Raw genomic sequence first — 25,468 nt, 5'->3', positions numbered from 1 at the left:
CATGCGGGAGTGATCCCAGCATTGGAAACGCCTCTTCTTTTACAGCTCAGTCCGCGCTAACCTCACGGGAGATGACAACTGCAATAATTGTTGTTACTAGAAACACGCCTGCCATTAAAAATAACATAGTTAAATCCCTCCTCGAAAAAGAATACCTGCAAGATCTATTCATATACCTATCTTACCACGAAACCCTTAAAGTTTCGAGATGACTTTTAAAACAATATCTGTTGAATGACGCGCTGCGACAGGAAGGAACTCATCAAAACTGATGGATGATTCTTTTCCTGCAATATCCGATAGCGCACGGATGACGACAAATGGTGTACCAAACTGATGGCACACTTGCGCAACAGCCGATGCTTCCATCTCCGCTGCAATCATCAGAGGGAATTTCTCTTTTACTCTTCGAACGTTTTCAGCATCACTCATAAATATATCACCCGAAGCGATAAGTCCTGTCGCATGCGCATGTGTCCCTATTTCTTCAACAGCAGCACGGGCTACATCCACAAGCCGTAAATCTGCACGATACGCTGCCGGTTGTCCTGGAACCTGACCATGCTCGTAGCCAAAAGCAGTAACATCGACATCATGATGGCGCACTTCGTTTGATATGACGACGGTGCCGACTTCAAGCGATTCGTGAAATCCACCCGCCGAACCGGTATTCAGAACAATATCCGGATTGAAATTATTTAACAGAAGTGTTGTCGCAACCGCAGCATTCACTTTACCAATACCACTTTTCACAAGCACAACATCATGATCACCGACTTTTCCTTCGATAAATTCACATCCGCCAATTGTTGTCGCGAGACCTGAACTGATTTCTTCGCGTAAAAGAATTACCTCTTCTTCCATGGCACCGATCACTGCTATTTTCATACTATTCCCTCCACAAAACTGCTTTTAATATTCAAAGTCCAATGTTGTTAATTTGTCCATTTTCACAGGTTTCCAGCCTTCACCATCAACCCATTCGAGGTAGACACGGTACTTTAGTGTACTATCCCTTGAAGATACAATTCCGATGGACTTCTGCGGTCCTCCGCCGTTTTTAATCTTCAAGAAAATCATTGATTCTTGCGGTAGTCCGGTTGCATATGCAAGCGCTTGTTTTTTCTCATTCCAATCATCTGACACACCATCATATAGCGATACATGCTCACCCGTTTGTGTCGTGCCTATAGGTTTCCATGCCGAATCGACAACCGTCTCGGCAATGATGTTATCCTCTGATGGAATGCGCGTGATTGAGTCGGACTCCTCAGTGCTATCTGTGTTTCTTTCATTTTCATGGTTGCTATTTGAATCAGATTTGTTTTCATCTGTTGCTGTGTTATCACCTTCTACTGAATCTTCCTCTTCGCTGTCTTGACCACCATCTTCAATGTCTTCTGACTCCTCGTCATTGACGATTGTATCGTTTGTTGTTTCTTCGGTATTGTCCGGCTTTTTATCATCCTTATTTCCAGAGAATATTGCCACGGTGGCAATAATGATAAGTAATACGACAACCGCAATCATAATGTTCAATAACTTATTTCGATTCCGACCTTTTTTTCTTTCAACTCTCGACAAATCAGGTTCTCGTTCGTTCATACGTAAATCAACTCCCGTTAAGATTTTGACGATTGCTGGTATGTATTAGACGAGTAACAGGAAAACTTGTTTCATAAAGCTTTTGTTACTAATAAAGTACGATAGCCACCCTCTTATAGAAGGCGGCTATCAGTAAATCATTTTATTTCAAGAATTGTAACTGACATTTCTCCGCCTGGCGTGACAATTTTCACTTGATCACCTTTAGAACGGCCGATAAGTCCTTTTGCGATTGGTGAATCATTTGAAATTAGACCTTCGATTGGATTTGCTTCCGCAGAACCAACAATCGTATACGTCTCTTCATCTCCGTCTGGCAGTTCTTTAAATGTGACGGTTTTTCCGAGGCGTACTTCGTCAGTATTCAGTTCGTCTTCCGTGATGATCACTGAATTGCGAATCATGGACTCGATAGACGAAATCTTACCTTCTAGGAAACCTTGGTCTTCTTTCGCTGAATCGTATTCCGAGTTTTCCGAGAGGTCGCCGTAACTTCTTGCGATTTTGATACGCTCGACAATTTCTTTTCGTTTAACCGATTTTAGAAATTCTAGTTCTTCTTCTAGCTTCTGTTTACCTGATGCTGTCATTGGAAATTTCTTTTCTGTAATCATTACACACACCACTCCCTATATTCCTGTTCATAAAAAATACTATGCCACTCCTATTAGAGATATGTGACATAGTGCCAACTTATATAGAATTCTGTCATCATCATATTACAATTCTGTTCCAGATTCAAGAATTGTTTTTATTTTCGTAACCATTAAGTCAATTGCAACCTCATTATGACCGCCTTCTGGAATAATAATATCGGCATATCGCTTCGTTGGTTCGATAAATTGATTATGCATCGGGCGTACCACAGACAGGTATTGCTCAATAACTGATTCAATCGTCCGGCCCCGCTCGTTGATATCCCGCATAATTCGACGGATAATGCGTAGATCCCCGTCTGTATCAACAAATAGTTTGATATCCATCAATTCACGTAACCTAGCGTCCTCAAGGACCAAAATCCCTTCTAGGATAATAACATCTTTAGGTTCAATGATAATTGTTTCTTCAGACCTTGTGTGTAATGAATAATCATACACGGGTTTTTCCACGAATTTTCGATCAAGAAGCGTTTCAACATGGTGAATCAATAGATCTGTATCGAATGCCAGCGGATGGTCATAATTCGTTTCCAGCCGTTCCTCAAAGTTTAGGTGAGACTGATCTTTATAATAATAATCCTGCTCTATGACGACAACAGAATGCTCTTTAAACACATCATAGATTGAATTGGTAACGCTCGTTTTGCCTGATCCTGAGCCACCTGCAATGCCGATGACGAGAGGTTTTCTGGATTTCATCTCAAACTCCCTTTACGCATCAGAATATCCTCTTATTTAAGGATATCCACAATTATTTTCTTTTATTTTTTTACAGCAATCAAAAGCCCATCTCCCACAGGAAGTAAGGAAGTTTCATACCCAGGATTAGTCATAACCCATTCAGTAAATTCTTTCAAATTGCGTATCATCGTACGATTGCGCCTTGGGATATCCTTATCTCCGTGCAGCACTATACCATGCATGAACATATTGTCGCAATAAATAACGCCTCCAGTATTAACAATCGGCGCATATTTTTCGAAGAATCGCTTGTATTGCCCTTTCGCAGCATCGATGAAAAGTGCATCATATGTCTTACTAAAAACCTTATCACTGTCTGTTAATAGGGCGTCCGCTTCAACAATAGAAAGGCGGTCTGTATAACCGCCCTTATTTATAAATTCAACCGCCTTCAAATACCTTCCAGTGTCTTTTTCAATTGTCACAATAGATGCTTTAGGCAGTGCTCCAGCTATCCGGATTGCCGAATAGCCAATTGCACTTCCGATTTCAAGGATACGTTCGGGATTTTGAATTCGTAAAAGACTAATAAATAAATCAATGCCGTCACTATCCATGATTGGGACATGATGTTCTTTGGCAAACTGTTCCATTTCCACAATCAACGGATCTTTGTCCTTCGCGAAACTTGCAACATATGTCTTATAGTTATCCATTGCGATCATCTCCAGTTCAAGACCGTCAGTCCTCTGATAAATAAAGTGTCCGGTTTTTCAAATGTTGATCATATGAATCCGTAAAATGATTAACACCCTTCTTATCAGCTAAGAAAAACAGATAATTCGTTTTAGAAGGGTCAATGACCGCTTCGATAGAAGACTTTCCTGCTCCAGCAATCGGACCGGGCGGTAATCCTTTGTTTACATAGGTATTATAAGGATCTTCTATTTCAAGATCTGAATAGAGCACTCTGTCCTTATGCTCGCCGAGTGCATAAAGAACTGTCGGGTCCGTTTGCAATGGCATGTCTATTTTTATTCGATTGTAAAATACGCTGGCGATCGTTTGCCTGTCTGATTGAGCAGTCGCCTCTTCTTCAAGAAGTGAAGCGAATGTTAACAACCAATGAACAGATTTTTCATTGGTTTCAAGATAGTCAAGATAAGGGGTCACATTTATCGCGGTCCCTTGGAGCATCGAATTGACAATCGCTTCAACTGATGGCTTTTCTTCAAAGAATGGATATGTTGCTGGGAATAAATAACCTTCCAACGGATATTTAATGTTTTCAGCTTTAATATCTTCGGTTAAGATTTGTGGATATTTCCCCATCAGCCTATCAATCGTCGCTTCGTCATTCACATATGCCAAGAATTTTTTTTCTGGAATACCCGAACTTTTTTCAACGATTTTAGCAATCTGCTTCAATGTCAATCCTTCTGGAATAGTCATTGTGAAGACAGGTTCTCTATATACTTTCCCTGTTTTTAAGCTCTCAATGATTTCGTCAAGTGTCATCGATTTCGTTAAGCCATACGTACCTGCTTGAAACTGGGAATTATTATTGAACTTCACATAATACTTGAACAAGCGTGCATCTTTAACAATCCCTTTTGCCTCCAATTTCGACGCAATAGAATCCACACCAGATCCAATTGGGATTTCTACTTCAATTACTTCCTCGGAATCTGGGTCGACAGGTTGAAGGGCACCTGTTATGTATTTATAGACGTAACGGCCGCCAATTAAACCGATAAGAACTAGAACCAGTACTATGACTAGCACAATTCGTCGTACGACTTTTACTTCTTTCTTCTTTTCACGCATTCGTTCGAACATGACTTCCTTTTTCGAACCATTATCCATGCGTAGTCCACCTCTTTCGTTCGGAGCATAATGCCATATCCCATTGAATTCGCTACGGCGCTTAAGGATGCCTCCCGTCCTAAGCGAGGGCGCTGAAAAAGTACGGTTTCCTTCAATCCCGTTGATTTCCGTTCCGAGAGGACACTTTCCGCGGGCACGGCTTCAGCTAAGGAAGAGTGATCTTTCACTTCCTATCTTTGCCTTCTGTTCCCACTGAAGTCGCCGCTCTCCACTCCAATCAACTAGTTCTTACTATAAAAAAGAACTTTTTCAGTGGCTTCCCCTAAGCCAGGTAGCTTCACCAACAGTCTTAGGACTTCGGCTACCCTGTGTCCAGTTACTGACACATTTCACGTCCTTCAAATTGTGACAGCAACTAGCATCGAATGGCGCCTTCGCCAACTGTATATAGGTATTTATTTGATTACGATATCTATGTCAAATAGTTCAAAATGAAAAAACGGAACGGCCTGTACCGCACCGTCCCGTCCGTGCACATATGATTTACTCTTCGTCTTCTTCGTCCTCTTCAGCAAGGAATGTATTCAACATTTCTTCAATCATTTCCCACTCTGCGTCATCTTCAATTGGCATCAATTCGCCGTCTTCATTGTCTTCAGAAGGTACAAAAGCAGATGCATGGATTTCAACTTCTTCGTCATCATCCGTATCATCTTCACCAAGTACATGATAGAGAACGTAAGATTTTCCAAATTCCTCTGAGTCAAATGTGAAAATTACTTCACATACGTGTTCTTCGCCGTTTTCATCTACAATCGTCATTGTTTCTTGTCCGTGTTCCATTACGATCACCTCATCTATTTTTTGAATCAAGATACCCTTGAAGTATCATGATTGCTGCCATCTTATCGATAACAGTCTTTCTTTTCTTGCGACTGACATCGGCATCGATCAGTACACGCTCCGCTGCCATTGTCGTCAATCGCTCGTCCCATAACGTAACAGGAAAGCCGAATGTTTCTTTCAGAAGTTCAGCATAATTTTGGGATGCTTCCCCTCTCGGTCCGACTGTATTATTCATGTTCTTAGGGAATCCTACCACAAATCCGCTCACTTCGTATTCTTTCACGAGTGCCTTGATTCTTTCCATACCAAACTGGCCGGCACCCTCATCGACCTTTACTGTTTCAATGCCTTGGGCTGTCCACCCAAGCGCATCACTGATCGCGATGCCAACCGTTTTGGATCCAACATCTAATCCCATAGTCCTCAATCCGTTTTCCCTCCGTTTTCACGAACGTAAAACTTCACAAGTTCTTCAAGGATCTCATCCCGTTCCAACTTTCGGATCAAATTACGTGCATCCTCATGACGTGGTATATAAGCTGGATCGCCCGAAAGAAGATAACCTACAATCTGATTGATTGGATTGTAGCCCTTTTCATCAAGTGCCTTGTGCACATGGAGCATGACCTGCTTCACTTCTTGCTCCATCGACTCTTCTGGAAAGTTGAATTTCATCGTCTTATCGTATGATTCCATTATCGACACCCCGCTTTCAGATCATCCGTTTTACGAATCGGATATCATTCCGTATCTAATTATACCCGATTTGTTTCACCAGTTAAACAGATTTGACATAATCATACACGGATTGAAGGGCATCATCAAGTTTAGACACATCTTTCGCTCCTGCCATTGCCATATCCGGGCGACCGCCGCCTTTTCCATCGCACTGTGTAGCTACATGATTGACGATTTTCCCAGCATGATAGTTCCCTGATTTCAAATCTTCTGTCACGCCTGAAACCAGCATCACCTTGCCATCCGCTGCAGCACCCAAAACAATAACTCCTTTTGATAGCTTTTGCTTCATTTCGTCCATCATCTGACGAAGTCCATTGTTATCTTTCACATCAACACGTGCGGAAATGACTGTAATGTCGTCGATTTGCTGCGCTGAGGCCATGATATCAGCCAATTGACTGTTTCCAAGTTTAGCAGATAGTGATTCATTTTCACGTTGAAGTTCTTTCATATCTGATAACACTGATCCAATTTTCGTAACCAGGTCTTTCGGATTCGATTTTAAAAGGCTTGCAGCGTTGACGAGTACTTCCTCTTCATCTTTGAATGAACGGTATGCCTGCTGACCAGTAAGTGCTTCAATGCGTCGTGTACCTGCGCCAATTCCACTTTCAGAAACAAGTTTAAATAAACCAATGACAGACGTTGAATCGACGTGACACCCTCCACAAAGCTCCAAAGAGTAATCTCCTACTGAAACGACACGAACTACTTTGCCATATTTTTCGCCAAAGAGCGCCATCGCACCAAGTTTTTTGGCTTCGTCGATGGGTCTTTCAGCAATAACGACAGGAATGTCTTCCCAGATCTTTTGATTGACAATCTGCTCGATTTTCTCAAGTTCTTCTTTCGTCACTTGGCCAAAATGCGAGAAGTCGAAACGCAGACGATCGGGACCAACGTATGAACCCGCCTGGTTGACGTGTACTCCGAGTACTTCTTTCAATGCTTTGTGAAGCAGATGCGTTGCTGTATGATTTCGAATGGTTAATTTCCTTGCCGCCTGATCCACTTCAGCCCGCACTGCTATGCCTTTGTTCATCTCACCCGAACGAATGATTGCCGTATGCAAGTTTTGACCATTTGGCGCTTTCTGTACGTCTTTGATATCTGCTACGAATGTTTCGCCGCTAATTGTCCCTTTGTCCGCTACTTGTCCGCCGCTTTCTGCATAGAACGGTGTGCAATCCAAGACGAACTGAATTTCGTCCCCTTCCGATGCAGTATCAACTAATGCGCCTTCTTGTAATAATGCCACTACTGTTGCATCACATTGCAACTGATCGTATCCGATAAATTTGCTAGGGTTATGAATTTCTCCAAGAATACCCGACTGAACGTGCATGGAGTCAACATCTTGACGAGCTGCGCGTGCACGCTTGCGCTGGCTGTCCATTTCCAAATCGAAGCCAGCCCGGTCAACCGTAACGCCTGCTTCTTCAGCAAATTCTTCTGTCAACTCAAATGGAAAGCCATAAGTATCATAGAGACGGAAGGCAATATTTCCTGGAACAACAGAAGTTCCAGTTGATTTTGCGTTGTCAATTACACCAGAAAGAATTGTCATTCCATCCGTTAATGTTTCATGGAAACGTTCTTCTTCATTTTTGATAACTTTCATAATGAACTCTTTCTTAGCAGTCACTTCAGGGTAGAAGTCTTGCATAATTTCTCCTACAACAGGCACGAGTTCGAACATGAACGGTTTGTTAATGCCGAGCTGTTTCGCAAAACGAACCGCTCTGCGCAACAATCTTCTAAGTACATAGCCACGTCCTTCATTGGATGGAAGTGCGCCATCACCGATTGCAAAAGCCACTGTACGGATATGGTCTGCAATCACTTTGAATGCAGTATCTTTTTGTTCGTCTGTACCGTATCTCTCTTCGGTAAAGTTTTCAATAGCATGCATGATAGGCATGAAGAGATCCGTATCAAAGTTTGTCGGAACGTTTTGGATAACGGATGCCATCCGTTCGAGTCCCATTCCTGTATCGATATTCTTTTTCGGAAGTGGGGTATATGTATTATCGGGATTATGGTTAAATTCCGAGAATACAAGGTTCCAAATTTCTAGGTAACGTTCATTTTCCCCACCTGGATATAATTCAGGATCAGAGAAATCATCGCCGTATGTTGGTCCTCGATCGTAGAAGATTTCCGAGTTCGGACCACTCGGACCTTCCCCGATGTCCCAGAAGTTCCCTTCAAGACGGATAATACGATCTTCTGCAATCCCTACTTTGTCACGCCAGATTGCATATGCTTCTTCATCTTCTGGATGGATTGTGATGGAGAGTAGCTCTGGATCAAAACCGATCCATTTTTCATCCGTTAAAAATTCCCATGCTTGAACAATTGCTCCTTCCTTGAAATAATCACCTATTGAGAAATTACCAAGCATTTCAAAAAATGTATGATGGCGAGCTGTTTTCCCGACATTTTCAATATCATTTGTACGGATTGACTTTTGTGCATTGACAATACGCGGATTAGTTGGAACAACACGACCATCGAAATACTTTTTCATTGTTGCAACGCCGCTGTTAATCCAAAGAAGTGATGCATCGTCGATTGGAACAAGTGGTGCAGATGGTTCAACACTGTGCCCCTGTTCCTTGAAGTAGTCCAAAAACATGTTACGTATTTGTGACGTTGTTAGTTTTTTCATTAATGAATCCTCCTTTTTAATTGAAAACGTGTAATTATGGGGGGGTGACTATATATGTTGAAATAAAGAATCCCGTTGAAGGTGCTGCGGCGCTCGGGGATGCCTCCCGCCATAAGCGAGGGTACTGAAAAAGTACCATTTCCTTCAATCCCGTTGATTTCCGTTCCGAGCGGACGCTTTCCGCGGGCACGGCTTCAGCTAATCGAACAGCGAAGGGTTCGATTTGCCGTATTTCTGTGTTCTTTGCAGAAATTAAGGCATTCTTGCCCTGTGCCCCAACGCTAGCGCTTTTGCTCGCAAAAGCCGTTCTTCGTAACGGCTCTTCCTGCGGGGTCTTCAGCTAAGGAAGAGTGAACTTTCTCTTCCTATCTTTGTTTTCTGTTCCCGCTGGAGTCGCCGCTCTCCACTACAATCAACTAGTTCTTACTAAAAAAAGAACTTTTTCAGTGGCCTCCCATAAGCCAGACAGCTTCGCCCGTCAGTCTTATGGCTTCGGCTACCCCTTTTAAGGCGCCTACGCTCAGTTTGTATGGGTATTCTTTTGTTCAATATATATAGTTGCAACTTCGTGGTTCTTATTGCAAACCACTGAAGGAAGGCAGCCTAAGGTCGCAACTTCCTGTCGCAATAAGGAGGGATGCAGTTCAATCCCTCTCCGGTGCACGCTCACATTCTGTGAGCGCAAAAAAATCCCCGCCCCTAATGCAAGGGACGAAGATGTTAGTCTCGCGGTACCACCCTAATTACCGGAAAAGTTGTATCCGGCATCTCTGGTTGCCTTAACGCGGCGGACGGCAGGGATGAGCTGCACTCTGGAGTAGCTTTTCAACATTTTACACGAGTGCCTTTTCAGCCAAGAAGCACCTTTCTGAACGAGTAAACATGCCTACTTTCTCCGTCAACGTATTTATATATGGTCACAATGATTTCTTAATTGGATTATAGAAAAGTTCCGCCTTCTTGTCAATCGGAAGCTTCAAGAAATTCATAGGGTGTTACCCCTTTCATTCCAATCAGTGGATCGATTGTCAGGAATGTTCCCATCGTCAGTTCAAAAACTACGGGTTCAGAATCACCCGAACTTTGGTTCGCCTCTTCAGTAACGCCTGTATTTTCACGCTCCGGTACCTCCGTCGCTACGGGTTCAACGACGTCACCATTTAGCCGCTCTTTTAGAGTCGTTTGTCGCTCTAATTCGTCGGTCCGCGCAATACCAGCCCTAAACTCTTCAGGCTCACCGCACAGGATGAGGAAGTTCTTCGCACGAGTGATGCCAGTGTACAACAAATTGCGTCGCAACATTTTACGGTGGCCGCGAACGATAGGCATAATTACAATTGGAAATTCGCTGCCCTGGGATTTATGAATCGAACAACAATACGCAAGAGTGAGCTGATTGAGGTCACTTCGTTCATAGGTAACTTCTATGCCATCATACGAAACAACAAGCAACTCTTTTTTATCTATTGTTTCTTTTGCCTTAATAATCGCAATGACTTCACCCATATCTCCGTTGAAAACATTACTTTCAGGTTGATTGACAAGCTGGAGCACCTTATCTCCAATCCGGTAAATCGCTTCACCAAAAACGACTTCTTTCCGTTTTGGTCCGGGCGGATTGACCATTTCTTGAATCATTTTGTTCAAACCATCAATACCGGCAGGCCCTCTATACATCGGCGCAAGTACTTGGATGTCCTTTATAAGATGACCTTTAGTGATTGCATTTTTGACGACTTGCTCAACGACTTCAAGGATTCGGTCACTGCCCGCTTTTATAAATGAACGATCTGAGGTCTTCTTCGTAATATCCTCTGTCCATTCAGACCGTTTGATCATATGTGCCATTTCGATAATGGATGAGCCTTCACTTTGCCGGAAAACTTCAGTCAGCTCAATGACTGGAACTTTGCCTGAATCCAGCATATCTCGCAACACTTGACCTGGTCCGACCGGCGGTAACTGATCTTGATCTCCGACGAATAGCAATTGAACATCATTAGACAGCGCCTTTAATAGCTGATGAGCAAGCCATGTGTCAACCATCGACATTTCATCAATGATGATAAGGCGCCCTTCCACTTCCCGTTCGGTCTCTTCTTCCTTTTCCTGCCCGTTAAACCCAAGCAGGCGATGGATTGTCATTGCTGGTAATCCGGTAGATTCCGACATACGCTTTGCAGCGCGCCCAGTCGGTGCCGCTAATACAATCGGGAACGGTTCTTTCTTTTTGGCATACTCTTTTGGATCAAGCGACAATCCATGCAATTCAGCATATACTTCAACGAATCCTCGTATAACAGTTGTTTTTCCTGTACCTGGACCGCCTGTTAAAATCATTAAAGGAGAATGAAGTGCAGTTTCAATCGCCGCCACTTGTGTTTCTGCATAATTGACATTAAGCCGCTCTTCAACTTCTCCAACCGCTTTTCTAATTTCAGACACCGGAAACTGATCGGCTGTATCATTTTCCATAATCCGTTCGAGCTTAGTTGCGATGCCGATTTCAGAAAAGTAAAGGGACGGTATGTATAATCGTCGTTCTTCAGCAGATAGTTTTCCTTCACCTACAAGCTCAATAATTGCCTGGGAAATATCTGAAAATTGAATATCTATTCGTTGGCTCATTTCAAGCAATCTTTTCACTTCCGGCAAAACCGCTTCTGCTTCAACAAATACATGTCCGGCTGATTGCACGGCCTGATTCATCGAGTGGAGGATGGCTGCTTTGATTCTTGAGGGATGATTTCCCGTAATACCAAGATTCTTTCCGAGTTCGTCGGCACGCTGGAAACCGATTCCTTCAATCTCTTCAATAAGCTGATATGGATTTTCAGTTAGCTGTGAAATCGCTTCTTCTCGATACTTTTGATAAATTCGCATGGCAATTTGCGGGCCGAATCCCCACTCATTCAACTGGATAATCGTCCGCTCTAGCCCCATATTCTGTTCAAGTACAGAAACCAATGTCTCTTTCTTGTCATCGGTTAGTTTAGGTATGGTACTGAGCACTGCGGGGTTGTCTAGTATCTTTTTAATAGCATCCTTGCCAAGTTTTTTGACGATTGTTTGAGCTGTCTTCATCCCGATGCCCGGAAACAAATCTCCCGATAAATAATGCACAAGGCCCGTTTCCGTTGCAGGCATCTCTTTTGCAAACGTATGCACATCGAACTGTGCTCCGTATGTTGGATGATTGACAAGCTTACCCGTAAATTTGTAGTCATCTTCTGGATTCAACTGTGGAAAACTGCCTTTAACGATGATTTCTTTATCTTCGTTCCCGCTATTGGTTTCACGAACTTTTAGTTTCGCAATTGTAAAAAGGCTGTCAGGGTTATGGAAGATCGTTACGACCGGTCGGCCAATTAAAAAGATTTCATCCGTATTCCCCACTCCGTTGTTCCCTTCCATCACCGCCACCCCTTCTTATTTTCCTTCTTCACCCAGTTGAATCATGTCATATATATAGCGTGCCTGGACGTGTTCCGGATCGATCGTAAACGCTTTTTCAAGATGATAAAGTGCATCTTGTTTCTGTTCTGTCGATACTGCATACAAAAAACCAAGATTGTATTGAGCGTCAGCATTTTCTTCGTCTTGTTCGATGATAAAACGGAATTCATTCCCTGCTTCTTTGAATAGTTCTAAATTTGCAAGGACAATTCCATAGGACAAACGGATTTCAAGATCGTCCGGAGCCAATTCAGCTGCACGCTGTAAATAGGGCAATGCTAACTTTTCATTATTAGATCGTTCAAGACTTTTGCCGAGCATGAAATAAACGTCAGCCTCTTCAACACCTTGACGGATTGCCTTTTCATATAGTTTTGCTGCTTCTTCAAAACGTTCTTTATTGTAATAAAGATTGGCAAGACCATAAAACGCTGTGCCCGCTTCAGGATCAAGTGTGATCGCCTTTTGGAAAAATGGTTCCGCTCTTTCAGCATCTCCAAGTGAAGCGAAAACATTCCCTAAGTTGATATAGCCGACTGCATTTTCGGGATCCTTTTCGACCCCTTGCATAAATGATTCGACTGCTTTTTCATATTCACCGTTTTGCAGCGCGGCGATTCCAATTTCATTGAATTCCATAGTCAACTTCCCCTTATCCAACATAATCAAGTTGTTTACCATTTTTTATAACTGTATCGATTGTTCCTCCGCCAAGGCACTCGTCCCCGTCATAGAAAACAACAGCCTGCCCAGGTGTGATTGCCCGGACAGGTTCTGCAAAGCGTACAATTGCATTCCCTAAGCCATCAAGCTCAACCGTTACATGTGTATCTGGTTGACGGTAGCGGAACTTTGCCGTGCAGCTAAATGTTTTCGGCAGTTCTCTAGCAGTAGAGAAACTGACATCAATTGCTGTTAGACTGTCAGAATAAAGCGCATCATTATCAAAGTTTTGGCCAACGAGAAGCACATTTTCTTTCAAGTCTTTCCCGATTACAAACCAAGGTTCTCCAGCTCCGCCAATACCAAGACCGTGACGTTGACCAATCGTATAGTACATGAGTCCGTCATGACGGCCTACAGTTTCGCCTTCCATCGTCGTCATATCTCCTGGTTGAGCAGGAAGATATTGACCAAGGAATTCCTTGAAATTCCGCTCTCCGATGAAACAAATACCCGTGGAATCCTTTTTCGCCGCTGTCGAAAGCCCTGCTTCAACCGCTTTTTCACGAACGGCACTTTTTTCCATATTGCCAATTGGGAACATCACTTTTTGCAACTGTTCCTGTGTTAGCTGATTCAAGAAATACGTCTGGTCTTTATTTGCATCTTTTCCGCGCAACATTGAAACGCCGCCATCTACTTCTACGACTTGTGCATAATGACCCGTTGCCAAATAATCCGCTCCAAGACTCATTGCATGTTCAAGGAAGGCCTTGAACTTGATTTCTTTATTACACATGACATCGGGATTCGGAGTACGTCCCGCTTTATATTCTTCTAGGAAATACGTAAATACTTTATCCCAATATTGTTTTTCGAAATTGACTGCATAATAAGGTATTCCGATATCATTGCAGACACTGATAACATCTTCATAATCTTCCGTAGCTGTACAGACACCGAATTCGTCAGTGTCGTCCCAATTTTTCATGAATATGCCAATGACTTCATAGCCTTGTTCTTTTAGCAACAGTGCTGCCACCGACGAATCTACGCCGCCCGACATACCCACAACAACACGTGTTTCTGCTGGTGATTTAATTGTTTGCATTCTATTTTTCATCCTTTATCGTTTCATTTGACAGACCGTTTAACGATTTCAGCAATTATTTCAGCTGCTTCCTTAATCGTTTCCTCAGTAAGCCCAAGGCCAAAACTGAAACGGACTGAATTTCGTAATTTTGGAGAACCTTCACCGAACATAGCAGTCAAGACATGCGACGGGTCGAGTGAACCTGCGGTACATGCAGACCCACTGGAGACAGCAATACCCGCCATATCAAGATTAACAAGCAGTGATTCAATATCTGTTCCTGGAAAGCTGATATTCACAATATGCGGCAGTTTTTCCGCACTTTTCACGGAAACGTCATAAGCGACAGCTTGTTCATCAAATACAGCAGTCATTAGTGACGCAAAGTTGTTATATTTAACTGTGTTTTGTTCCATCGCCTGTTGCGCAATCGTCACTGCTTCTGAAAAAGCAACAATTGCTGGAAGGTTTTCCGTGCCTGCACGCCGTTTTCGTTCTTGCTCCCCGCCGAAAAGAAGCGGTGTTGTATCAAATCCTTTGCGCTGGTATAGGAAGCCTATTCCTTTGGGACCGTTTAATTTATGAGCCGACACCGATAACAGATCGACACCGAGTTCATCCACATGAATCGGAACGAGTCCATAAGCTTGTACAGCATCCGTATGGAAAACGGTTTGGTGCCCTTTCAGCAATGCCCCAATTTCACGGATCGGTTGAATGGTACCCACTTCGTTATTCCCATACATGATCGTTACAAGAATCGTTTTGTCAGTCAGTGCATTTTTCACTTGTTCCTCAGTTATTTGTCCATATTCATTCACTTCCAAGTAGGTTACATCAAAGCCTAGCAGTTCTAGTTGTTTACATGGAATTAATACGGCATGGTGTTCAATATTTGTTGTGATAATATGGTTTCCTTTGGCTTTCATCGCCATAGCAGTTCCGAAAATTGCAGCATTGTCTGCTTCCGTGCCGCCCGAGGTGAAAATAATTTCCGCCGGTTCTGCATGAATTGATTGTGCAAATGTTTTTCTTGCTTCATCAAGCCATTTTCGGGAATCCCTGCCATAACTGTGAATACTGGAAGGGTTACCAAAAACTGATTCAAGAATTTTTATATAAGCCGCACTTACTGCCGGATGTACTGGCGTTGTTGCAGCATGATCTAAATAAATTTTCCTCATAATAAGACCCCTTTAAATGTAAAACATATAACTATCACGGTCATCTGCTTCAGCGGATTTCATTAAATCTTCAATCGTTGTAGTATCAAGTACACTACGGACTGCTTCGCCGATTCGCTTCCATAGCTCTTGCTGAGGAATATCGGATCCTTCCAGCCCCTCTACAAGTTGAATAGGACCTTCAAGAATGCGAATAACATCTCCAGCCGTAATTTCTACCGGAGGCTTGGCCAACATATATCCACCATAAGCGCCGCGGACACTTTTCACAATGCCACTATTACGAAGCGGCGGAATAAGCTGTTCAAGATATGCTTCAGACAACTTCTGTTCTTCAGCGATTTTGCGGAGCGGTACAGGACCTTCTCCGTATTTGGCACCGAGTTCGACCACGATTGTCAACCCATATCGGCCTTTTGTAGAAATCTTCATTTATATCCCGTCCTTTTTACGATTGCTTCAAAATATTATAGCATAACTGACCTCCAGGCTTCCTTAAAATGATTTACGTTTGTCTAATGTGTATAATAGAGGAACGGATGTACTGCGAGGAGTGATCATTTTGCATAACGAACCATTGGCGTTTCGCATGCGCCCAAGAAATATAGATGAAATTGCGGGACAGAAAGATATTATCGGTGAGAAGACCGCACTGTACCGGATGATAAAAAATGGGCACGTTCCTTCGATGCTGCTTTATGGGGAACCGGGTATCGGTAAAACCTCACTTGCCCACGCAATCGCGGGTACTAGCAATCTGCCATTCATCGCCATGAATGCGACAGTTTCAGGGAAGAAAGATGTCGAAGAAGTGGTAGCAGAAGCACGAATTACAGGAAAAGTATTATTGTTCCTCGATGAAATTCATCGTTTCAACAAATTACAGCAAGATACATTACTGCCCCATGTTGAAAGTGGCTCGATTGTCCTAATAGGAGCAACAACTGAAAATCCATACCATGATGTCAATCCCGCGATACGTTCCAGGTGCGGTGAAATTCGCCAATTATCCAGGTTAGAATCGGAAGATTTGTTGGAAGTACTTCACAGGGCTCTAGCAGATGAAGAACGCGGCCTTGGAAAAATGGCAATTGAGATAACAGTAGAACAGCTTACTTTGATTTCAGAAGGTGTGAATGGTGATGCCCGAAAAGCGTTAACTGTTCTGGAGTCAGCTGTATCGGCAAGTGATGAAGAAGATGGAAAAATAGTTATTGAAGACTGGCTACTTGAAAACTTGCTTGGAAGAATTGGTTTATTCGGAGATAAAAAAGGTTCACATTTTTACAACTTATTGTCTGCCCTTCAAAAGTCGGTCCGCGGCAGCGACGCCAATGCAGCAATTTATTATCTCGCAAACCTTCTTGAAACCGGCGATCTAATTGCTGTAAATAGACGCTTGCTCGTCATGGCTTATGAAGATATCGGATTAGCTTCACCAGAGGTGGGCCCGCACGTTCTTGCTGCAACAGAAGCTGCAGTGAGACTCGGCATGCCGGAAGCACGCATTCCCCTTGCGAATGCCGTCATCGAAATGTGTCTGGCATCCAAATCAAATTCGGCCTATAAGGCATTCGACGCTGCTGTAAAGGCGATCAACGAAGGTAAAACTGGAGACATTCCGTTGCATTTACGGGACGCTCACTATGCTGGTGCGGCGAAGCTCGGACATGTCGGTTACAAATACCCGCATGACACACCACTTGGTTCATTCGGCGGCTGGACTGATCAGCAATATCTACCCGATAAATTAAAGAATACAGAGTTTTATAAGCCAGTGATTGCAGGCGAAGAGAAAAAGATGGCTGCGATTTACGATCGATTAAAAGAGTTCCGCAAGAAGAAGTGAATAGAATATGCAAAACCCTCCTGAAAAGTTTAACTTTCGGGAGGGTTTTGCATATTGCTTTTTATTTAGCCGCCGCTTCCAATACTTCTGCGGGAACTATTGCTTCATCCACATTATCAAAGTGGCTATAAACTGCATTTAGTGTCTGTTTAACACGATGAGAATTACCATCAACTTGTGTCATTGAGTACGTTGTCGTATCGAGCATCATTTTGAAATCAGTTATATAGAATGTTTTGCTATCGATTCCAATAACAATGTCAAACTTATTGATGAACGGAAACTCGCTGTTTAACACATCCATGTCGGTTTCGCTTCCATCGTTCGAAAGAAATAGTATTTTTTTAAATTCTTTATATTGTTCTCTCGACAAAGACAGTTTTAAATTATAACCATAGTCAATTGGTTCCAAAACAAAATCATTTGCAAACTCGTTAAAAAAGTCCAAGTTTAATGTGGGGTGTACATTTGCAACCATCGAACCAAATAGCTCAGAAATCGAACCCGATTGTAATTCTTCCCAAACCTTTTTTTGGTTATCTTTGATGAACACACGATTACCCACTTTAATTACTTCTGCATCCCATGCGTTTCCATCTATCGGTCGCACTTTCACAGTCTGTTTAAATGTTTGCGTTTCTAACGTTGCATCCGAAGTCATTTCATACTTCACACTGTGCTTCTCTTCGGGCGCAGTCGTTTTCCAATAATCATCATAAGAGATATTTGTGCGCACACTCTCCAGCTTAGTAGATGCTTCTTTCGCTTTTGCGAAAACGTCTTGTGCCGACATGCCCTTTTTCGCTTCCACAGTACTGCACGCCGTCAATAATAGAGCAACTAACCCAAAGACAAGTATTTTAAAAACTTTATTCACACAGAAACATCCTTTCTTCACTTCCAAGTTCTTTTCCTAAGTAACGACCATATTATAACCCTAGTAATATTTTAGTTACAACTAAGAAAAGCACAAGCACCTTGGTAGACCCGTGGAAAAAAACTTATGCTTATCTTTAAAAAAGGAACCGCATGAAAAAGCTCATCCACACGCCCCTTTTAATTATGCTTTATCTTTTACCCGTTGTATAGGAATATCCGCAACGATATCATTCATAACCCAGCTTGCACAGACGAGTCCGGCAACCGAAGGAACAAATGCATTCGATGCTGGCGGCATTTTCGCTTTTCGGATATAAGCATCTGGCTTCCCTACTGTGTCAACTACGTCTTCCCTGACTACAATCGGACTTTCATCGGAAAAGACCACTTGAACACCTTTGGAAACACCTTGTTTACGGAGCCTTAGACGAATCACTTTCGCAATTGGATCTGTATGTGTTTTTGAAATATCCGCAATTTGGAACCGTGTAGGATCCGTCTTGTTCGCAGCACCCATACTAGAAATGATCTTCACTTTTCGAGCGATGCATTCTTTTATTAAATGAATCTTAAAACTGATTGTATCCGACGCATCAATGACATAATCAGGCTTGTAGCTGAAAAACTCTTCAGCCGTTTCCTCCGTATAAAACATATGAAGTGAAATAACTTCACAATCTTTGTTTATATCAGCAATGCGTTCTTTCATCACTTCGGCTTTTGAACGGCCGACTGTCGACAAATAAGCGACAAGTTGCCGATTAATATTCGTGATATCGATATCGTCCTTATCAACAAGAATAATACGACCGATCCCGCTTCTTGCACATGCTTCCGCTGCAAACGAACCGACTCCCCCGACACCAAGTATCGCGACTGTCATGTCACGCATGCGTTTTACACCCTCTGTACCTATAGCTAATTCATTCCGTGAAAATTGATGTAACAAGAAAAACTCCGCCTTTCATATACTATATATGTTGAAAGAAAAACATTGAATTCGCTCAGCTTAGGGGATTCCTCCGCTAAGTAAATATAGGTATTCATTTTTTTAACATATATAAAATCTTAATTTTCTCCAATAAAAAACCCCTCCGCACGTAAGTCAGAGGGGTGTATGATCATGTAAGAACAAATCCCGAATGTGCCGTCTTTGTAGTATCGCTTTGAACCCGCACTCAGCAGGTGGGTGCCCTATCCGCTTCTTTTGACGTCCCGATTAAAGGCATGTCATCCAAATCGAAATACGGACTCCCGACGAAAAAATGTTCGGTCAAAACTGATTGGCAAATAACGTACACTTCAGGATTCGTATTACTTGTATAATAACATACTTCTAAAATCGGTTCAATGATTTTACAGAAAAAGTTTTTGCTTTTTTCCGATATGACTGATTACTTCTTGCTCGCCGGTCTGATTTGTATACCTAGTTCAGCAAGCTGTCCATCGTCAACGCGGTCTGGCGCAGAAGTTAGCAGGCAACTAGCGCTCGCTGTTTTTGGAAACGCGATTGTATCACGCAAGTTCGTTGAACCTGAGAGTAGCATAACGATCCGATCAAGTCCGAAGGCGATACCGCCATGAGGAGGCGTTCCATAATCAAACGCATCCAGAAGAAATCCAAATTGTTCCTGTGCGCGCTCTTCAGTGAATCCAAGTGCTTCAAACATTTTTTCCTGAACATCACGTTGGTAGATGCGAAGTGATCCTCCTCCAAGTTCGTAACCATTCAATACAAGGTCATACGCTTGTGCTTTGACTGTTTCAGGACTCGTTACGAGCTCTTCCACATCAGCAGGCATCGTGAACGGATGGTGTGCTGCGTAATAACGGCCGTCTTCTTCGTTATATTCGAACAGCGGCCACTCAGTTACCCATAGGAAATTGAATTTCGATTCGTCTATTAAGCCGCGGTCTTTTGCAAGCTTAGATCGAAGAGCGCCTAATGCTTCTGCCACAACTTTCTTTTTGTCTGCTACGAACAATAATAGGTCTCCTGCTTCAGCGTCCGCTGCCAGTTTTAGACGATCAGCTGCTTCCCCTTCGAAAAACTTCGCGATCGGGCCTTTCAGACCTTCTTCATCGACTTTCAGCCATGCAAGACCTTTTGCACCATAGACTGCCGCAAACTCTCCCAACGCGTCAATGTCTTTTCTAGAGTAATCATCGGATGCCCCTTTTACATTGATGAGCTTCACTTGTCCACCCGATTCAATTGCGCCGGCAAACACTTTAAATGAGGAATCTTTCACAGTGTCTGACACATCTGTCAGTTCCATCGCAAATCGTGTATCCGGTTTATCGGAACCGAATCGCGCCATTGCTTCGTCGTATGGGATGCGCTTAAATGGAATTTGGACATCAATACCTTTTACGTTTTTCATTACCTTCTGCATCAAACGCTCATTCAACTCAATAATATCTTCAATTGACATGAAACTCATTTCCATATCAATTTGAGTGAACTCAGGCTGACGGTCGGCACGAAGGTCTTCATCACGGAAACAGCGGGCAATTTGGTAATAGCGGTCAAATCCGGATACCATAAGCATCTGTTTGAACAGTTGCGGCGATTGCGGCAATGCATAAAACTCTCCTTCATGCACACGGCTCGGTACAAGATAATCCCGTGCGCCTTCTGGTGTCGACTTCGTCAAAATCGGTGTTTCCACTTCAAGGAAGCCTTCATCGTCAAGGAAGTTACGAACCGTTTTAGTGATATCCGAACGCATTTTAAACGTCTTTGCGAGTTGTGGACGACGGAGATCGAGGTACCTGTATTTCAATCTGAGTTCCTCACTTACATCCGTTTCATCCTCAATCATGAAGGGAGGATTCTTCGCCTCGTTTACAATCTTCAATTCTTCAACTTGAACTTCAATCGATCCCGTTTTCATGTTAGGGTTTTTAGTTTTTTCTTGCCGTTCGATAACCTTTCCTGTAAGTTCTACTACGAACTCATTGCGCAGTTTGTCTGCAGTTTCGATTGCTTCTTTTGAAAAATCAGGATTGAATACTGCTTGCACAATTCCCGTACGATCCCGTACATCGACGAATATAAGCCCGCCCAGGTCCCTTCTCTTTTGAACCCATCCTTGTAACGTAACCGTTTGTCCGATTACCTCTTCTGTCAATTCACCGCTGTAATGTGTCCGTTGCATTGCCTTCATCCGCCTCTCTTTATCCGATCAATGTTTCTTTTAGTTTTTGAACCAGTTCAGCAACAGGTACTTTTTCTTGCGCCCCGTCAGCCATGTTTTTCAATATAGCAACGCCTTCCGTTACCTCATCTTCACCAAACAATACAACTGTTCGCGCATCCAACCGATCCGCCGATTTCATTTGCGCCTTCATTTTCCGGTCCATATAATCCATATCCGACCGAATGCCAGCTTCTCTCAGTGCACCTAGAAGCTTGAAGCCCGGGCGGCGTGCGGTTTCACCAAGTGTCACAATATAAACGTCAAGTCTCGGCTCAGCCTCAAACGATTTCCCTTCAGCAGCCATAGCAAGTAGCAATCGTTCAATACTCATCGCAAAACCGATACCTGGTGCAGAAGGTCCCCCGATTTCCTCAGCGAGACCGTTGTATCTTCCGCCACCGCACAGGGTCGTGATTGCTCCGAATCCTTCCGATGTGCTCATAATTTCAAAAGCAGTGTGATTATAATAATCAAGACCGCGCACAAGATTTGCATCGACTACATAAGCAATTCCTGCATCGTCAAGATAGCCTTTTACATCTGCAAAGTATTGAGATGATGTTTCATTCAAATAGTCAGCTAAAGAAGGCGCAGAAGTAATTAACGGATTGCCACTATCGACTTTACAATCCAAAATGCGCAATGGATTCTTCTCCAACCTAGACTGACAATCAGAACAGAAATCTCCGATATGCGGTTTGAAATGGGCAATGAGCGCTTCGCGGTGTGAAATTCTGCACTCTGTATCACCCAGCGAGTTAATGACCAGTTTCAATTTTGTCAGTCCAACGCGTTTATAAACATCGAGTGCCAACGCAATCAATTCTGCATCAATTGCTGGATCTGCACTACCGATGGCTTCTGCTCCAAATTGAACAAACTGACGATAACGTCCTGCTTGCTGACGCTCATAACGAAACATCGGGCCTGTATAGAAAAGTTTTACGGGCTGATCAGGATAACCGAACATTTTATTTTCCACGAAGGATCGGACAACCGATGCAGTCCCTTCCGGTCGTAGCGTCATTGAACGATCGCCTTTATCCGTAAACGTATACATCTCTTTTTGAACGACATCGGTCGTCTCACCTACGAGACGCTGGAATAATTCTGTTTGCTCGAAAATCGGCGTTCGAATCTCTTTATAACGGTAAACATCACATGCTTCGTTGATAATTTTTTCCGCTTGCTGCCATTTCCATGTTTCAGATGGCAAAATGTCCTGCGTTCCTCTTGGCACTTTAAATTTCATGTGAATTCCCCTTCCTTATAACTTAACAATGGTGCTCTAACCGCTAAATCCAGGGTACAAAAAAAGACCCCCATCCCTTGCATATGCAAGGGACGAGAGCCTTTATAGCTTCCGCGGTTCCACCCAAATTGACGCAACACTTCACGCCCACTCTTAAACCGGATAACGGCCGGTTCCGTCTGCACCTACTGAATTGAAATCGTTCAGCACAGAGCCTCGATGGTGTTATTCAATGTAAACGTCTGTAGGGTGGATTTCAGCCACGTCCGCCCCTCTCTTGTCAGTCCGCTATACAATTACTTTCCACGTCGTCAGCATTAATATACTACTACTTTTATTGTGATTTAAATTGTTAATTAAACATCATCTTAATGATTCTGCGTCATAGTGTCAACCTTTTTCGATTTAATTGTAGTTTTTTATAGTGAAAACTTCTACAATGGACTATAAGGGGGTATGTTAATTTGTCAAAAATATACAAATGGATAATTGCATTCATACTTTTATTCAGCGTTTTCAACAACATTCCGATGGCTTATGCTAATTCAGAATCAGTCGTTGTAGACGCGTCATCCGTGCATATCCGGTCCGGACCCGGGCTTACCTATGCTGTCACGGGTTCACTGAATAGAGGTGATCAGGTAGATGTAATTTCTACTTCCGGAGACTGGTACCAAATTCAAAACGGCAACAGTTCAGGGTGGATTGCCTCTTGGCTAACTGCTTCCGCAGATGAACCTGCTGAGACAAGTACTGCAGTCGTATCACGCGTTAATGAGTTAAATGTAAGGTCAAGCCCTTCCATTAATTCGGCAGTTCTCGGTCGAATGGCTGCCGGGGATGAAGCAGCTATGACAGGCCGTGATGGTGAATGGATCTCCATTACTTTCAATGGCACAAGCGGTTGGGTACATACAGACTACATTACACAATTATCCGAGCAAACGGCACCCATAATAACAGATCAAACCGCATCACCCGAAACGTTTACTGTTTCCGTAGATGCACTCAATGTAAGAAAAAACGCAGATTTGTCCTCCAAACGAGTAGGGCTCATCCGCCAAGGTGAAGAATATGCCGTTAAAGAAATCAACGGCAATTGGATTAAAATTTCATTAGACGATCACAAATCAGGTTGGGTCTACTCCTTTCACGGCGCTCTGTCATCGAATGTGAAACCGAGCACTGATAACTCGGAAATCGGTACAGTTACCATTCTGTCAAATGGGACAAACATACGTGAAGCGGCGACAACTTCTTCCCAGATCGCCACACGGGCGGATGCAGGAGAAAAGTTTTCAATCATCAAAGAAGATGGAGATTGGTATGAAATTTCTTTGCCTTCGGGAGAATCTGCATTTATTGCCAAATGGGTTGTGTCAACAGGCGACGAGTCATTCACAACAGAACCGGTGATGAAAGAATCAGTGCCACGCGTTGCCGGCACCTTGAAGGGACTCACTATCGTTATCGACCCTGGGCATGGCGGAAATGACCGCGGCACTACGGGCACTCGCGGAACAGACGAGAAAGATATCACAATTCTAACTTCCGAACTGCTGGCAGCTAAATTGAAAGCAGCCGGAGCGAATGTAATTACCACACGTGATTCCGATACCTATGTATCGTTAAGAAAACGGGTTGCTATCAGTACTCAGCATGCTGCGGATGCGTTCATCAGTCTTCATTATGATGCCAATCCCGATTCTAGTGTAGCGGGTTTTACGACGTATTATACTCATGCACATCAACAAGCGCTTGCCTCTTCAGTCAATGATGGACTTGCATCATCCGTAAACCTGCGTAACCGGGGATCACAGCCGGGAGATTTCCTAGTACTTCGTGAAAATAGGCAAAATGCTATTTTAATCGAACTTGGTTTTCTATCAAATTCTGCGGAGGAACGTACAGTCACTAGCGCTATGTTCCGTGAACGCGCGACACATGGTATATACAAAGGGCTTCTTGATTATTTCAATGCAAATTAAACATTATATAGAGGGAGTACTCCAATAAACCGCTATTTTCATCGGACTATTTCTGGCCCGCTTTTGGTGAACTAATATATGCCTTTAGTGAGGGGCAAGTGTTTTTGGAGTACGACGGATGAACAAACACCATCCGAATTACCGAAAAAATATGTATGGATGCGACGAAGTCGTATCCATACATATCAAGACATCTCGCTAATGGTATAGAAGTCGTTAAATCCAAAGCGGTCCAAAAACAACTATCCACGTAACATGCAGTTTCTGAACGAGTAATTTACTGGTTATCTTTGATTAATTAATAGGCGTGAAAAAGGACCTTCCCGGTATTGTGGAAGGTCCTTTTCCTAAAGAAAAGAAAATAAGTTTTTTTCTACCTGAATCTGCGTCTAGCTTCAGGCGCATTGTGTTTTCTCTATGTTATTTCGACTCTAGAATAATTGTCACAGGCCCATCATTAATAAGTTCAACATCCATCATTGCACCAAAGATACCTGTCTGAACTTTTAGACCTTCTTCTTCTAATCTACGGTTGAAGTATTCCCACAGCGGTTCTGCCTGTTCAGGCCTCGCCGCTCCGATGAAACTTGGCCGGCGCCCTTTTTTTACGTCCCCGAATAAAGTGAATTGGGACACTGAAAGTATATCTCCGCCGGTCTCAAGAATAGAATGATTCATTTTTCCTTCAGCATCTTCCCATAAACGGAGACCTGCAATTTTCTTCGCAAGATAATAAGCATCTTCTTCGGTATCCGAGTGGGTTAGGCCAACAAGCAGGACATAGCCTTTTTCAATTGAACCTGTCGTCTCCCCGCCAACTCGAACTGCAGCCGGTCCCGATCGTTGCAATACAACTCTCATCATTTCCACC

General features: G+C 43.1%; 22 protein-coding genes, 1 other RNA gene and 2 other annotated features. Of the genes, 2 read left to right on the top strand and 21 right to left on the bottom strand.

The window, feature by feature from the left end:
- Window positions 1-195 precede the first annotated feature (195 nt).
- The 15 genes from mtnN to cymR form a co-directional block, all read right to left on the bottom strand.
- Window positions 196-888 carry a 5'-methylthioadenosine/S-adenosylhomocysteine nucleosidase gene (gene mtnN, locus MKZ11_RS13570; RefSeq protein ID WP_340794941.1) on the bottom strand — a complete coding sequence of 231 codons (693 nt, stop codon included), beginning with the start codon at window positions 886-888 and terminating at the stop codon, window positions 196-198.
- A gap of 24 nt (window positions 889-912) precedes the next feature.
- Entirely contained in the window at window positions 913-1,605 is a 693-nt protein-coding gene (locus MKZ11_RS13565; RefSeq protein ID WP_340794940.1) for a DUF1510 family protein, read from the bottom strand.
- Window positions 1,606-1,742: 137 nt separating this feature from the next.
- Window positions 1,743-2,219, bottom strand: coding sequence for a transcription elongation factor GreA (gene greA / locus MKZ11_RS13560; protein ID WP_340794939.1), 477 nt, complete (start codon window positions 2,217-2,219; stop codon window positions 1,743-1,745).
- 105 nt (window positions 2,220-2,324) lie between these two features.
- The gene (gene udk, locus MKZ11_RS13555) at window positions 2,325-2,963 is read right to left on the bottom strand and encodes a uridine kinase (RefSeq protein ID WP_340794938.1); all 639 of its coding nucleotides are present in this window, start codon (window positions 2,961-2,963) and stop codon (window positions 2,325-2,327) included.
- Between the two features lie 62 nt (window positions 2,964-3,025).
- Complete coding sequence (locus MKZ11_RS13550) at window positions 3,026-3,661, bottom strand: O-methyltransferase (protein WP_340794937.1); 636 nt, start codon at window positions 3,659-3,661, stop codon at window positions 3,026-3,028.
- Window positions 3,662-3,686: 25 nt separating this feature from the next.
- Complete coding sequence (gene mltG, locus MKZ11_RS13545) at window positions 3,687-4,811, bottom strand: endolytic transglycosylase MltG (RefSeq protein WP_340794936.1); 1,125 nt, start codon at window positions 4,809-4,811, stop codon at window positions 3,687-3,689.
- Between the two features lie 504 nt (window positions 4,812-5,315).
- Window positions 5,316-5,615: a DUF1292 domain-containing protein gene (locus tag MKZ11_RS13540; protein ID WP_340794935.1), complete on the bottom strand. Its 300-nt coding sequence runs from the start codon at window positions 5,613-5,615 to the stop codon at window positions 5,316-5,318.
- Between the two features lie 10 nt (window positions 5,616-5,625).
- The gene (gene ruvX / locus MKZ11_RS13535) at window positions 5,626-6,045 is read right to left on the bottom strand and encodes a Holliday junction resolvase RuvX (RefSeq protein ID WP_340794934.1); all 420 of its coding nucleotides are present in this window, start codon (window positions 6,043-6,045) and stop codon (window positions 5,626-5,628) included.
- The gene (locus tag MKZ11_RS13530; protein ID WP_340794933.1) at window positions 6,042-6,314 is read right to left on the bottom strand and encodes an IreB family regulatory phosphoprotein; all 273 of its coding nucleotides are present in this window, start codon (window positions 6,312-6,314) and stop codon (window positions 6,042-6,044) included. The genes ruvX and MKZ11_RS13530 overlap by 4 nt, the downstream gene beginning before the upstream one ends.
- Window positions 6,315-6,396: 82 nt before the next feature.
- On the bottom strand, window positions 6,397-9,030 hold the full coding sequence (alaS, locus tag MKZ11_RS13525; RefSeq protein WP_340794932.1) for an alanine--tRNA ligase: 2,634 nt from the start codon (window positions 9,028-9,030) through the stop codon (window positions 6,397-6,399).
- 704 nt (window positions 9,031-9,734) lie between these two features.
- Window positions 9,735-9,941: a binding site (T-box leader), on the bottom strand.
- Between the two features lie 52 nt (window positions 9,942-9,993).
- Window positions 9,994-12,444 (bottom strand): SF1B family DNA helicase RecD2, encoded by a 2,451-nt coding sequence (recD2, locus tag MKZ11_RS13520; RefSeq protein WP_340794931.1) that lies wholly within the window; start codon window positions 12,442-12,444, stop codon window positions 9,994-9,996.
- A gap of 15 nt (window positions 12,445-12,459) precedes the next feature.
- Window positions 12,460-13,125 carry a tetratricopeptide repeat protein gene (locus MKZ11_RS13515; RefSeq protein WP_340794930.1) on the bottom strand — a complete coding sequence of 222 codons (666 nt, stop codon included), beginning with the start codon at window positions 13,123-13,125 and terminating at the stop codon, window positions 12,460-12,462.
- A gap of 13 nt (window positions 13,126-13,138) precedes the next feature.
- Window positions 13,139-14,260, bottom strand: coding sequence for a tRNA 2-thiouridine(34) synthase MnmA (gene mnmA / locus MKZ11_RS13510; RefSeq protein ID WP_340794929.1), 1,122 nt, complete (start codon window positions 14,258-14,260; stop codon window positions 13,139-13,141).
- Window positions 14,261-14,283: 23 nt separating this feature from the next.
- Window positions 14,284-15,426: a cysteine desulfurase family protein gene (locus tag MKZ11_RS13505; protein WP_340794928.1), complete on the bottom strand. Its 1,143-nt coding sequence runs from the start codon at window positions 15,424-15,426 to the stop codon at window positions 14,284-14,286.
- A 12-nt stretch (window positions 15,427-15,438) separates the two neighbouring features.
- Window positions 15,439-15,858: a cysteine metabolism transcriptional regulator CymR gene (gene cymR / locus MKZ11_RS13500; protein ID WP_340794927.1), complete on the bottom strand. Its 420-nt coding sequence runs from the start codon at window positions 15,856-15,858 to the stop codon at window positions 15,439-15,441.
- A 130-nt stretch (window positions 15,859-15,988) separates the two neighbouring features.
- Here cymR and MKZ11_RS13495 point away from each other — a divergent pair, with 130 nt between their 5' ends.
- Window positions 15,989-17,275: a replication-associated recombination protein A gene (locus MKZ11_RS13495; protein WP_340794926.1), complete on the top strand. Its 1,287-nt coding sequence runs from the start codon at window positions 15,989-15,991 to the stop codon at window positions 17,273-17,275.
- 61 nt (window positions 17,276-17,336) lie between these two features.
- Here the strand turns inward: MKZ11_RS13495 and MKZ11_RS13490 are convergent, their stop codons facing one another.
- From MKZ11_RS13490 to hisS, 5 genes are all read right to left on the bottom strand, one after another.
- Window positions 17,337-18,152 carry a DUF6612 family protein gene (locus MKZ11_RS13490; RefSeq protein ID WP_340794925.1) on the bottom strand — a complete coding sequence of 272 codons (816 nt, stop codon included), beginning with the start codon at window positions 18,150-18,152 and terminating at the stop codon, window positions 17,337-17,339.
- Window positions 18,153-18,335: 183 nt separating this feature from the next.
- A complete protein-coding gene (locus tag MKZ11_RS13485) occupies window positions 18,336-19,103 on the bottom strand; it encodes a tRNA threonylcarbamoyladenosine dehydratase (RefSeq protein ID WP_340794924.1) in 768 nt (255 codons plus the stop codon).
- A gap of 182 nt (window positions 19,104-19,285) precedes the next feature.
- Window positions 19,286-19,466, bottom strand: a non-coding RNA gene (gene ssrS, locus MKZ11_RS13480) — 6S RNA.
- Between the two features lie 82 nt (window positions 19,467-19,548).
- On the bottom strand, window positions 19,549-21,315 hold the full coding sequence (aspS, locus tag MKZ11_RS13475) for an aspartate--tRNA ligase (RefSeq protein ID WP_340794923.1): 1,767 nt from the start codon (window positions 21,313-21,315) through the stop codon (window positions 19,549-19,551).
- A gap of 19 nt (window positions 21,316-21,334) precedes the next feature.
- Window positions 21,335-22,609, bottom strand: coding sequence for a histidine--tRNA ligase (hisS, locus tag MKZ11_RS13470; protein WP_340794922.1), 1,275 nt, complete (start codon window positions 22,607-22,609; stop codon window positions 21,335-21,337).
- Window positions 22,610-22,694: 85 nt separating this feature from the next.
- Window positions 22,695-22,930 (bottom strand) — a binding site (T-box leader).
- 143 nt (window positions 22,931-23,073) lie between these two features.
- Between hisS and MKZ11_RS13465 the strand changes: the two genes are divergently transcribed.
- Window positions 23,074-24,597, top strand: a complete 1,524-nt coding sequence (locus MKZ11_RS13465; RefSeq protein ID WP_340794921.1) for an SH3 domain-containing protein — start codon at window positions 23,074-23,076, stop codon at window positions 24,595-24,597.
- Window positions 24,598-25,017: 420 nt separating this feature from the next.
- On the opposite strand, the gene dtd is transcribed toward MKZ11_RS13465, so the two are convergent.
- Window positions 25,018-25,458: a D-aminoacyl-tRNA deacylase gene (gene dtd, locus MKZ11_RS13460; protein ID WP_340797009.1), complete on the bottom strand. Its 441-nt coding sequence runs from the start codon at window positions 25,456-25,458 to the stop codon at window positions 25,018-25,020.
- Between the last annotated feature and the right edge of the window lie 10 nt (window positions 25,459-25,468).

The sequence above is a fragment of the Sporosarcina sp. FSL K6-1508 genome, assembly GCF_038007465.1.
In the GTDB taxonomy this organism is placed as follows: domain Bacteria; phylum Bacillota; class Bacilli; order Bacillales_A; family Planococcaceae; genus Sporosarcina; species Sporosarcina psychrophila_B.
This window is presented reverse-complemented; position numbering and strand designations above follow the sequence as displayed.